The sequence below is a fragment of the Pseudomonas rustica genome (genome assembly GCF_018336155.1).
GTDB classification, from domain to species: Bacteria; Pseudomonadota; Gammaproteobacteria; order Pseudomonadales; family Pseudomonadaceae; genus Aquipseudomonas; species Aquipseudomonas rustica.
Map to the genome: position 1 here is coordinate 131204 of NZ_JAGYHF010000006.1, position 12084 is coordinate 143287.

The 12084-nt window shown below is 60.3% G+C and carries 10 protein-coding genes; 3 read left to right on the forward strand and 7 right to left on the reverse strand.

Features of this window, described 5'->3' with window-relative positions; all coding sequences use genetic code 11:
- Nucleotides 1-75: 75 nt before the first annotated feature.
- The 7 genes from purU to KFS80_RS13145 all read right to left on the reverse strand — a co-directional run bounded on the left by purU (nucleotide 76) and on the right by KFS80_RS13145 (nucleotide 8766).
- A complete protein-coding gene (gene purU, locus KFS80_RS13115) occupies nucleotides 76-933 on the reverse strand; it encodes a formyltetrahydrofolate deformylase (RefSeq protein ID WP_008086918.1) in 858 nt (285 codons plus the stop codon).
- Nucleotides 934-1150: 217 nt separating this feature from the next.
- Nucleotides 1151-1783 (reverse strand): sarcosine oxidase subunit gamma, encoded by a 633-nt coding sequence (locus KFS80_RS13120; RefSeq protein ID WP_053124537.1) that lies wholly within the window; start codon nucleotides 1781-1783, stop codon nucleotides 1151-1153.
- Nucleotides 1784-1915: 132 nt separating this feature from the next.
- Nucleotides 1916-4933: a sarcosine oxidase subunit alpha gene (locus tag KFS80_RS13125; RefSeq protein ID WP_212545029.1), complete on the reverse strand. Its 3018-nt coding sequence runs from the start codon at nucleotides 4931-4933 to the stop codon at nucleotides 1916-1918.
- Nucleotides 4930-5259: a sarcosine oxidase subunit delta gene (locus KFS80_RS13130; protein WP_007913119.1), complete on the reverse strand. Its 330-nt coding sequence runs from the start codon at nucleotides 5257-5259 to the stop codon at nucleotides 4930-4932. The genes KFS80_RS13125 and KFS80_RS13130 overlap by 4 nt, the downstream gene beginning before the upstream one ends.
- A 14-nt stretch (nucleotides 5260-5273) precedes the next feature.
- Complete coding sequence (locus KFS80_RS13135) at nucleotides 5274-6524, reverse strand: sarcosine oxidase subunit beta (protein ID WP_003206307.1); 1251 nt, start codon at nucleotides 6522-6524, stop codon at nucleotides 5274-5276.
- Nucleotides 6525-6544: 20 nt separating this feature from the next.
- Nucleotides 6545-7798: a serine hydroxymethyltransferase gene (locus KFS80_RS13140; protein ID WP_008086924.1), complete on the reverse strand. Its 1254-nt coding sequence runs from the start codon at nucleotides 7796-7798 to the stop codon at nucleotides 6545-6547.
- A gap of 257 nt (nucleotides 7799-8055) precedes the next feature.
- Nucleotides 8056-8766: a TraX family protein gene (locus tag KFS80_RS13145; protein WP_212545030.1), complete on the reverse strand. Its 711-nt coding sequence runs from the start codon at nucleotides 8764-8766 to the stop codon at nucleotides 8056-8058.
- Nucleotides 8767-8892: 126 nt separating this feature from the next.
- Between KFS80_RS13145 and KFS80_RS13150 the strand changes: the two genes are divergently transcribed.
- From KFS80_RS13150 to KFS80_RS13160, 3 genes are all read left to right on the forward strand, one after another.
- Nucleotides 8893-9933 (forward strand): threonine aldolase family protein, encoded by a 1041-nt coding sequence (locus KFS80_RS13150; RefSeq protein WP_008084160.1) that lies wholly within the window; start codon nucleotides 8893-8895, stop codon nucleotides 9931-9933.
- 304 nt (nucleotides 9934-10237) lie between these two features.
- Nucleotides 10238-10771: an REP-associated tyrosine transposase gene (locus tag KFS80_RS13155; protein ID WP_212545031.1), complete on the forward strand. Its 534-nt coding sequence runs from the start codon at nucleotides 10238-10240 to the stop codon at nucleotides 10769-10771.
- 300 nt (nucleotides 10772-11071) lie between these two features.
- Nucleotides 11072-11896, forward strand: coding sequence for an SDR family oxidoreductase (locus KFS80_RS13160; protein ID WP_212545032.1), 825 nt, complete (start codon nucleotides 11072-11074; stop codon nucleotides 11894-11896).
- Nucleotides 11897-12084 lie beyond the last annotated feature (188 nt).

Genomic DNA, 12084 nt, shown 5'->3' on the forward strand with positions numbered 1-12084 from the left:
CAAGCCTTGCTCCTACAGGTGCTCACTTGTAGGAGCAAGGCTTGCCCGCGATGGGTTGCGAAGCAGCCCCAAAATCTAAAGAACGACCGTGCGATTGGCGTTCAAAAACACTCTTCTTTCGATGTGATATCCAACGGCCCGCGCCAGTGTCAGGCCTTCAATATCGCGCCCCTTGGCGATCAGATCCTCAGGGTAATGACTGTGATCCACCGCCTCGACACCCTGGGCAATGATCGGCCCTTCATCCAGATCGTTATTGATGTAATGCGCCGTCGCGCCGACCAGTTTCACGCCTTTGTTGTAGGCCTGGTGATACGGCTTGGCGCCCTTGAAACCCGGCAGCAGCGAGTGATGAATATTGATCGCTTTACCATCGAGCTTGCGGCACAACTCCGGCGACAACACCTGCATGTAGCGGGCGAGGATCACCAGTTCAGCGCCGGATTCCTCGATCACCTGCCACACCTGACGCTCCTGCGACGGCTTGTCGTTGGGGTCGAGGGGGAAATGGTAGTAGGGAATCTGGTGCCAGTCGGCCAGCGGTTTCAAATCCGGGTGGTTGGAGACGACGGCAGCAACGTCCATCGACAACTGGCCGATGCGCTGGCGGTAGAGCAAGTCGTTGAGGCAGTGATCGGCCTTGGAAACCATGATCACTACTTTTGGCCGGTAATTCGGCGCGGTCAGCTCGAAGATCATGCCGAAGGCCTGGCCGCGTTCGGCTAAGCCGGCGCGGAAGGATTGCTCGTCGAAGCCGTCGGGCTGGCGGAATTCCACGCGAATGAAAAAACGCCCGGAGAGGCGGTCATCGAACGAATGGTGCTCGGTGACGTAGCAACCCTGCTCGAACAGAAAACGCGTGACCGCGTCCACGGTGCCGAGGACGCTGGGGCAGTCGGCGGTCAGAATCCATGTGTCTGGGGCGCGGCTCATGGTGCGGTGACTCCTGTTCTTGTGCGGGGTGTCAGGTTTTTCCCTCACCCTAGCCCTCTCCCAGAGGGAGAGGGGACTGACCGAGGTGTTCTTTCGAGCTACGCCGACCTGAAAATATGAAGGTGACTGCAGATCGCAAAAACACCCGAGATCGGCTCCCTTTCCCCCTCTCCCCCCTGGGGGAGAGGGCTGGGGTGAGGGGGTGGCTCTTGATCTATCAGGCCTGAACGCTCAACCCGTACTCAGCCGAAGCATCCTGCAACCACAACCACCAGTAATCCGAAAAACTACGACGAATCAGCAATTCCCAAGTGTCCTCAGCCGTATGCCGAATCATCAGCTGCGACTTGGCGAATACCGTGCCCACCGCTTTACCCACCGGGAAGTTATTCGGATGCACGTCATAACTGGTCGACTTCATCAGCACCTGACGCACGTTCGGCCCGCTCAGTTCGAGCACTTGCTGGCCGCCGCTGACGTTGACGATCGCAACGTGCAAATCGCCCAGCGCTTCACGCAGTTTCTGTTCGGCGGCGAATTCTTCACCGCTCGGCACGATCAGCAGCCACTCGTCCGGGCCCATCCATTGCAAGCTGGTTTCGCCTTTGACGATGACGCTCAGCGCGCCGGGCAGTTCGATGCCCAGGGCCTTGTGGACACCGGCGGCGAACGCGGCATCGTGGCCATCGCCACGGATGGTCAGGTGACCGAGGAGTTTCTTTTCACGCACGATTACGCCGGCGTTTTTGCGGCCCTTGCCGACCAGGCTGGCGAGGTCGGCATGGTGCAGCGACGACTCGGCCTTGGCCCCGGTGGTTGGGCGTTGTTGGTACACATTGGCTGTGGTCATAAAGCACCTTCCTGAATTCTTGATCGTTCCCACGCTCTGCGTGGGAATGCCGCCATGGACGCTCTGCGTCCGCTCTTGGGACGCAGAGCGTCCCGGGATGCATTCCCACGCAGAGCGTGGGAACGATCAGTGTCAGATGTTCTGGCGATCCCCCTTCGGATCGAAGAACACCGAAGAAACGATTTCCGCCTCGATCACGCTGCCATCGGCCAGCGGCGCAAACACCCGCTCACCGAGGCGCTTCAGACCGCCCTTGACCACACCCATGGCAAACGAATAACCGAGGGAGTTGTGCGCGTAACTGGAGGTCACGTGGCCAACCATGGTCATCGGGATCGCCTGCTTGGTGTTGAACACCAACTGCGCACCTTCCGGCAGCCACACGTTCGGATCGATAGGCTTCAGACCGACCAGTTGCTTACGCTGATCCTTCACGCAGTCTTCACGGTTCATGCCACGCTGGCCGATCCACGAGAACGGTTTGGTGCGACCCACGCACCAGCCCATGTTCAAGTCGTCCGGGGTCATCGAACCGTCAGTGTCCTGGCCAACGATGATGAAACCCTTCTCGGCACGCAGAACGTGCATGGTTTCAGTGCCGTACGGCGTCAGGTTGTACTGCTTGCCGGCCTCGACGATTTTCTCCAGCACGCCCATCGCATAGTCGGCCTGCACGTTGACTTCGTACGACAGCTCACCGGTGAACGAAATGCGGAACACCCGCGCCGGCACGCCGCCGACCAGACCTTCTTTCCAGGTCATGAACGGGAAGGCTTCGTTGCTCAGATCAATGTCAGTCACGGCGCTGAGCAGCTGGCGGCTGTTCGGCCCGGACAGGGTCATGGTCGCCCAGTGGTCGGTGACGGAGGTGAAGTAAACCTTCATGTCCGGCCATTCGGTCTGGTGGTAAAGCTCCAGCCATTGCAGCACGCGAGCCGCGCCGCCGGTGGTGGTGGTCATGACGAAATGGTTGTCGGCCAGGCACGCCGTGACACCGTCGTCGAAGACCATGCCGTCTTCTTTGCACATCAGACCGTAGCGAGCCTTGCCAACGTCGAGTTTGGTCCAGGCGTTGGTGTACACGCGGTTAAGAAACTCGCGGGCATCCGGGCCTTGAATGTCGATCTTGCCGAGGGTCGAGGCGTCGAGCAGGCCGACGCTGTCGCGCACGGCTTTGCATTCACGCTTCACGGCGGTGTGCAGGTCTTCACCGTTTTTCGGGAAGTACCATGGACGCTTCCACTGACCGACGTCTTCAAACTCTGCGCCATTTTTCACATGCCAGGCATGCAGCGCGGTGTGACGCACCGGCTCGAAGATGTGCCCACAGTGACGACCGGCGACGGCGCCGAAAGTTACCGGCGTGTAGTTCGGGCGGAACATCGTGGTGCCCATCTGCGGGATGGTCACGTTCAGCGAACGCGCGGCGATGGCCAGACCGTTGACGTTGCCGAGCTTGCCCTGATCGGTGCCGAAGCCCAGCGCGGTGTAGCGTTTGACGTGCTCGACCGACTCGAAACCTTCGCGAGTTGCCAGCTCAATAGCAGCAGCGGTGACGTCGTTCTGCAGGTCGACGAATTGCTTCGGCGCCCGTGCGGTGTTCTTTTCATGCGGCACCTGAAACAGCGCCAGCGTCGGTTCTTCATGACGGCTGAGGGCTTTCGGCAAGGTGCCTTCGACCGCAGCGAAACCGGCTTCACTGGCAGCGCGCACGCCACCTTCAAAACCGTCAGCCAACGAATCGCCGAGACCGTAAACACCGTTGATACCACCGACGCACACACGCTTCTGCGGTGCTTCGCCCGGTACGAAACCGAGGATGTCTTCACGCCAGGTCGGCTTGCCACCGAGGTGCGAAGCCAAGTGGACGACAGGGCTGTAACCGCCGGAACTGGCAACCACATCGCAATCAAGCCATTCGCCTGGACTGGTCACGGCGTGCGCTTTGACATCGATCGCAGCAACGCGAGCAGCGGTGACGCGCTTGCTGCCACGGGCCTCGATCACGGCGCTGCCAGTGAGAATCCGAATGCCTTTGGCACGCGCCTCTTCCACCAGCGCACCACGCGGATTGCTGCGCGCATCGGCGATGGCGACCACTTGCAGACTGGCGTCGAGCCAATCCAGCGCGACGCGATAAGCGTGATCGTTGTTGGTCGACAGCACCAGTTTCTTGCCCGGTGCCACGCCATAACGGCGCACGTAAGTCGACACCGCACCGGCAAGCATGTTGCCCGGCACATCGTTGTTGCCGTAAACCAGCGGACGCTCGCAGGCACCGGTCGCCAGCACCACTCGCTTGGCGCGAACCCGGTGAATACGCTGACGCACCTGACCAATTGGCGCGCGGTCACTGAGGTGATCGGTAAGGCGTTCGTGAATGGTCAGGAAGTTGTGGTCGTGGTAACCGTTGACCGTGGCGCGCGGCAACAGCAGCACGTCCGGGGTGTTCTTCAGTTCAGTGATAACGCTGGCGACCCAGTCCATCGCCGGTTTGCCGTCGAGGCTTTCACGCGAGTCGAGCAGGCTGCCGCCGAACTCTTCCTGCTCGTCCGCCAGAATCACTCGGGCACCGCTGCGCGCTGCTGCCAGTGCAGCGGCGAGACCGGCCGGGCCAGCGCCGACGATCAGCACGTCGCAGTGCTGGTTCATGTAGTCGTAGGTGTCCGGATCGACTTCGGTCGGCGAGCGGCCAAGACCGGCAGCCTTGCGAATGTACTTCTCGTAGGTCATCCAGAACGATTGCGGGTACATGAAGGTTTTGTAGTAGAAACCCGGCGGCATCAGCTTGCCGCCGACCTTGCCGAGAATGCCCATCATGTCGTTGTTGACGCTCGGCCAGCCGTTGGTGCTGGTCGCGACCAGACCTTGATACAGCGCCTGTTGCGTGGCGCGCACGTTGGGGATTTGCGTGGCTTCGGTAGCGCCGATCTGCAGCACCGCGTTCGGTTCTTCGGCACCGGCAGCAAAGATGCCGCGAGGACGCGAATACTTGAAACTGCGGCCGATGATGTCGACGCCGTTGGCGATCAGCGCGGCGGCCAGCGAGTCACCCTCGAAGCCCTTGTAGCTCTGACCGTTGAAGGTAAAGCTCAGCACTTTGTTGCGGTCGATCCGTCCACCGTTGGACAGGCGATTGGTCTGGCTCATACCTTCTCTCCCAGCGCCGTCGTGGCTGTTTTCGCCGAATCAGCCTTGTCGGTGAATTGCGGCTTGGTGCCGATCTTGTAGGTTTCGAGAATCTCGTAGGTCACGGTGTCGCGGGTGACGTTGAAGTACTGGCGGCAACCGGCGACGTGATCCCACAACTCGTGGTGCAGACCGCGCGGGTTATCGCGGAAGAACATGTAGTCGCCCCACTCCTCGTCGGTGCAGGCGCCAGGGTCGAGCGGGCGCGGAATGTGCGCCTGACCGGATGCGTGGAATTCCTCTTCGGAGCGCAGTTCGCCGCAGTGAGGACAGAAGATATGCAACATGGGGATTTCTCCTGTTAGTGGGCAACCGCAGCAGCGCCGTGTTCGTCGATGAGTGCGCCGTTGTGGAAACGGTCGATGGAAAACGGTGCGGCCAACGGGTGCATTTCACCCTTGGCCAGACTCGCGGCAAACACGTTGCCCGAGCCAGGTGTGGCCTTGAAGCCACCGGTGCCCCAACCGCAGTTGAAGAACATGTTCGGTACCGGGGTTTTCGAAATGATCGGGCACGCGTCCGGCGTGGTGTCGACGATGCCGCCCCACTGGCGGTTCATGCGTACGCGCGACAACACCGGGAACATCTCGACGATGGCCTGAATGGTGTGCTCGATCACCGGGTACGAACCGCGCTGGCCGTAGCCGTTGTAGCCGTCGATACCGGCGCCGATCACCAGGTCGCCCTTGTCGGACTGGCTGATGTAACCGTGCACGGCGTTGGACATGATCACGCTGTCGATAATCGGCTTGATCGGCTCGGACACCAGCGCTTGCAGCGGGTGGGATTCGATCGGCAGACGGAAACCGGCGAGCTTGGCCATGTGCCCGGAGTTACCAGCGGTGACCACGCCAACACGTTTGGCGCCGATGAAACCCTTATTGGTTTCAACACCGATGCACACGCCGTTTTCCTTGCGGAAACCGATCACTTCGGTCTGCTGAATCAAGTCCACGCCCAAGGCGTCGGCGGCACGGGCAAAGCCCCAGGCCACGGCATCGTGACGGGCGACGCCGCCGCGACGCTGAACGGTGGCGCCCATCACTGGATACCGAGTGTTTTTCGAGCAGTCGAGGTACGGAATCTCGTCAGCGACTTGCTTGGCGTTGAGCAGCTCACCGTCGACGCCATTGAGGCGGTTGGCGCTGACCCGACGCTCGGAATCACGGATGTCCTGCAGGGTGTGGCACAGGTTGTAAACGCCACGCTGGGAGAACATCACGTTGTAATTGAGATCCTGCGACAGGCCTTCCCATAATTTCATCGCGTGTTCGTAAAGATGCGCCGACTCGTCCCACAGGTAGTTGGAGCGCACGATGGTGGTGTTGCGCGCGGTGTTACCGCCGCCCAGCCAGCCCTTCTCGACCACGGCGACGTTGGTGATGCCGTGCTCTTTGGCCAGATAGTAGGCAGTCGCCAGACCGTGCCCGCCGCCGCCGACGATGACCACGTCGTAGACCTTTTTCGGCGTCGGCGTGCGCCACATGCGCTGCCAGTTTTCGTGGTGGCTGAGGGAGTGTTTGAAGAGGCCGAAGCCCGAATAGCGTTGCATAGTCAGTTACTCCAGAACACTCAGCGATAAACCGGGAAGTCTGCGCACAGGGCCGACACTTGCTGGGCAACATTGGCCTCGACATCGGCATCACCGAGGTTGTCGAGGATGTCGCAAATCCAGCCGGCCAACACTTCGCACTGGGTCACCTTGAAACCGCGCGTAGTGACGGCCGGGGTGCCGATGCGCAGGCCCGAGGTCACGAACGGCGATTGCGGATCGTTCGGTACGGCGTTCTTGTTGACGGTGATGTGCGCACGGCCGAGGGCGGCGTCGGCGTCTTTGCCGGTCAGGCCCTGACGGATCAGGCTGACCAGGAACAAATGGTTGTCGGTACCGCCGGACACTACATCGTAGCCACGTTTGATAAACACGCTGGCCATCGCCTGAGCGTTGTCGATCACTTGTTGCTGATAAGCCTTGAAGCCTGGCTCCAGCGCTTCCTTGAAGCACACGGCTTTACCGGCGATGACGTGCATCAGCGGGCCGCCCTGAGCGCCGGGGAATACGGCGGCGTTGAGCTTTTTCTCGATCTCTTCGTTGGACTTGGCCAGGATCAGCCCGCCACGTGGGCCGCGCAGGGTTTTGTGCGTGGTGGTGGTGACCACGTCGGCGTACGGCAGCGGATTTGGGTACAGACCGGCAGCGACCAGACCGGCGACGTGGGCCATGTCGACGAAGAGCAGCGCGCCGACCTTGTCAGCGATCTGGCGGAAGCGTGGGAAGTCGAGGGTCTTCGAGTAGGCAGAGAAACCGGCGACGATCATTTTCGGCTTGGATTCGACGGCGAGACGCTCGACTTCGTCGTAATCGATCAGCCCGGTGTCGGTGTTGATGCCGTACTGCACAGCGTTGTAGAGCTTGCCCGAGGACGACACTTTGGCGCCGTGGGTCAGGTGACCGCCGTGAGCGAGGCTCATGCCGAGGATGGTGTCGCCCGGCTGGATCAGCGCGAGGTAGACGGCGCTGTTGGCCGACGAACCGGAGTGCGGCTGAACGTTAGCGTAATCGGCGCCGAACAGTTGCTTGGCGCGTTCGATGGCCAGTGCTTCGACTTTATCCACATGCTCGCAGCCACCGTAGTAGCGCTTGCCCGGGTAGCCTTCGGCGTATTTGTTGGTGAGGCCGCTGCCTTGCGCTTCCATCACGCGTTTGCTGGTGTAGTTCTCTGACGCGATCAGCTCGATGTGATCTTCCTGACGTTGCTCCTCGGCATTCATCGCCGCCAGCAGTGCATCGTCGTAACCCTGGATCTGGTCTTGCTTGCTGAACATCGCGTCTCTCCCAGCGGCATCTGTGCGCCATTCGTCTCGGTAAGGCACCGGCAATCACGGCAGTGCCCTTTGATGCCGATGGTATGACCGGCGCAGACAGCTCAAATGCCTGCGGACGCCACGCAAAGGTGCGTTTACGACATGGCTGGAAATGACCCAAAGAATGCATCCCCCTGTAGGAGCTGCCGAAGGCTGCGATCTTTTGACTTTGATTTTCAAGATCAAAAGATCGCAGCCTTCGGCAGCTCCTACAGGGGTTAGGCGAGCAACTGGCGGACGGCGAGCAATAGGAGGAAATGCGCGGGATAGAGTGCGTAGGCCCAGCGACGCATCGGCGGCGGCTGCAGATGTCGCCCATGTCGCAACAGGAACATTCCGAGCACTGGCGCAAACAGACACGCGGCAATCCCAAGAATGGCCACGCTACTGCCGAACCTCGCCGAGTCGTAAAGCACTTGCCATTGATTCGCTGCGAGGCATACCAATCCCGGCAAAAGACTGAAATACCAGGGCCCGCGAAACACCAGCAGCATCGCCAGCGGCAACAAAACACCGAAGAACCCGAACATCAGCCGCTCCGGGAAAACCATCGCCAGCACCAACGCAGCAACACCGAGCAATCGCGACATCACCGAGGGATCCTGCCAGCCCCGCGCCACCAGCAGCCCCAGCGCCAGCGTCGGCATTACATTCAACGTATCCGGCTCGGGAATGTACAACCGATACGGAATCTCACTCACCGCACTGAACAGCAACAACCACCCCAGATAGCGCCATTCCATCTTCCGCGAACCATCGCGCGAAAGATTCGCCGCCATCGCCAGGCAAAACCATGGAAACGCCAGCCGCCCCGGCACATAAAGCCAATCGGCGGAGAAGCCCACGTATCGCAGGTGATCGAGCAACATGCTCAGCAGCGCCAGCCACTTGAGCAGATCCAGCGCGCCGTCGCGTTTTCTCAGGTGCATAATCGGCCTGCATCCTTGTAATGTTCAGACAGCGACATCTCGTGTGCTCCCCGGAAGATCTTCGGTAAAGTGCGCACCATCATTGACCACGAGCCTTCACAAGAGTCTCGACCACGGAAGCCGGCCATGACCGACAAGAGCCAACAATTCGCCAGCGACAACTATTCCGGTATCTGCCCTGAAGCCTGGGCTGCCATGGAACAGGCCAACCACGGCCACCAGCGCGCTTATGGCGACGATGAATGGACCGCGCGCGCGTCCGACCATTTCCGCCAATTGTTTGAAACCGACTGCGAAGTGTTCTTCGCCTTCAACGGCACCGCCGCCAACTCGCTGGCCCTGTCGTCGCTGTGCCAGAGTTACCACAGCGTGATCTGCTCGGAAACCGCCCACGTCGAAACCGACGAATGCGGCGCCCCGGAATTCTTCTCCAACGGCTCGAAACTGCTGATCGCCGGCACTGAAAACGGCAAAATCACCCCGCAGTCGATCCGCGAAGTCGCGCTCAAGCGCCAGGACATCCACTACCCGAAACCGCGCGTGGTCACCCTGACCCAAGCCACCGAAGTCGGCAGCGTCTACACCCCGGAAGAAGTTCGCGCCATCAGCGCCACTTGCAAGGAACTGGGCCTGCACCTGCACATGGACGGCGCGCGCTTCTCCAACGCCTGCGCCTTCCTCGGCTGCTCGCCAGCGGATCTGACCTGGAAGGCGGGTGTCGATGTGCTGTGCTTCGGCGGCACCAAGAACGGCATGGCCGTGGGTGAAGCGATTCTGTTCTTCAACCACAAACTGGCGGAAGACTTCGACTATCGCTGCAAACAGGCCGGTCAGTTGGCGTCGAAAATGCGCTTCCTCTCGGCCCCGTGGGTCGGCATCCTCGAAACCGACGCCTGGCTGAAATATGCGCGCCACGCCAACCACTGCGCGCAATTGCTCGCAGAACTGGTCAGCGACATTCCGGGCGTCGAACTGATGTTCCCGGTGCAGGCCAACGGCGTGTTCCTGCAACTGTCGGAACCGGCCATCGCCGCCCTGACCGCAAAGAACTGGCGTTTCTACACCTTCATCGGCAAGGGCGGCGCACGCTTCATGTGCTCGTGGGACACCGAAGAAGAACGCGTCCGCGAGCTCGCCCGCGACATCCGCGAAGTCATGTCCGCCTGACCTGACTCCAGCGCACTGATCGTTCCCACGCTCCGCGTGGGAATGCCTCCCGGGACGCTCCGCGTTCCATCCCCAGACGCTAAACACCGCTATGACGCAGAGCGTCAATGGCTGCATTCCCACGCAGAGCGTGGGAACGATCTTCGGCCGAGGATGACTTTTCCCACCGTAATACCAGACTTCTCTTCTAGCGCGATCATCCCACCCGCCTCACCCTGATCGTTCCCACGCTCTGCGTGGAAACGCCTCCCGGGACGCTCCGCGCTCCATTCCCGTCGCACCGCAAGATTCAAGGAAGAATCCCATGGGCCGAAGCCGCTACACCATTACTGAAACCGACAAACCGCATTTCCTGACTTGCACGATCATGGAGTGGTTGCCGTTATTCATCCGCCCGTACATCGTCGACCACCTGCTCAACTGCTGGCGTTATCAACAGACCCACCATGACTTGAAGCTGTACGGCTACGTGATTCTGGAAAACCATCTTCACTTCCTCGCTCAGGCGCCCGACCTGAGTAAATGCCTCAGCCAATTCAAATCTTTCACCGCGCGACAAATCATCAATGATCTGCAAAGCAAAGGTGCCGACAAAGCCCTGAAACGTCTGCGCTTTAGCAAACGCGCGCATAAGCAGGATCGGGTGTACCAGTTGTGGCAGGAAGGTTCACACGCAGAAATGGTTTACAGCGAATCGGTGATGCGTCAGAAGCTTGAATACATCCACGACAATCCAGTGAAACGTGGATATGTGGACTTGCCGGAGCATTGGCGTTATTCGAGTGCCAGGGACTACGCGGGAATGCCGGGGCTGATTGAGGTTCAGTGCTGGTATTGATGGGACGCAGAGCGTCCCGGGCTGCATTCCCACGCGGAGCATGGGAACGAGCAAATTGAGTCCGCCCGACCTCCGCACTGATCGTTCCCACGCTCCGCGTGGGAATGCCTCTCGGGACGCTCCGCGTTCCAGCCTCACCATAGACGTAAAGCTGAGCACCGCTATGACGCGGAGCGTCAATGGCTGCATTCCCACGCGGAGCGTGGGAACGATCATGGCGGAGACAGCGTTACCTGATCTGCTTGGTCTACATTGTCTGTCGAGCCCTTCGCTCATATAACAATAAGCAGGAGCATCGGCATGTCGTTACAAGGCAAAACCCTGTTCATCACCGGCGCCAGCCGTGGCATTGGCCGTGAGATTGCGCTGCGTGCCGCGAGGGACGGGGCCAATATCGTGATTGCGGCGAAGAGCGCCGAACCCCACGCCAAACTGCCCGGCACCATCCACAGCGTCGCCGCCGAAGTCGAAGCGGCGGGTGGCAAGGCGTTGGCGTTGCAGGTGGATGTGCGTGATGAGGATGGCGTGCGCCAAGCACTGGCCCAGGCCAACGAACATTTCGGCGGCATCGATGCGCTGGTGAACAACGCCGGAGCGATCAAGTTGACCGGTGTGCAACACGTCGAACTCAAACGCTTCGACCTGATGCACCAGATCAACACCCGCGCGGTGCTGCTGTGCAGCCAGGCCGCCCTGCCCTATCTGAAGAAATCCGCCGGACACATTCTTAACCTGTCGCCACCGCTGAATCTGGCGAACAAGTGGTTTGCACAGTTCAGCCCGTACACGGTGACCAAGTACGGCATGAGCATGCTGACGCTGGGGATGAGTGAGGAGTTTGCCGCGTACGGAATCAGCGTGAATTCGTTATGGCCGCAGACGATGATTGCCACGGCGGCGATTGAGTTTCAGTTGGGGAACCGGGGGTCGTTCAAGCAAGCGCGAACGCCAGCGATCATGGCGGATGCGGCGCATGTGATTCTGGATAGCCGCGATCGGCAGATCACCGGGCGGCTATTGATTGATGAAGAAATTTTGCGCGAGAGCGGTGTGACTGAGTTCAATCACTACCGGTTTGATCGGGAAAGCGAGGCGGCGTTGATGCCGGATTTGTTTGTTGACTGAAAAAGCCCCCTCACCCTAGCCCTCTCCCAAAGGGAGAGGGGACGGATTGGGGGATATTTGAGGATTTCGCCGACATGAAACTGCTTTGCCGAATCCACAATCGAAAAGGTCTTTCAGGTCGATGTAGAGCGCCAGACACCTCGGTCGCCCCCCTCTCCCTCTGGGAGAGGGCTGGGGTGAGGGGCAAG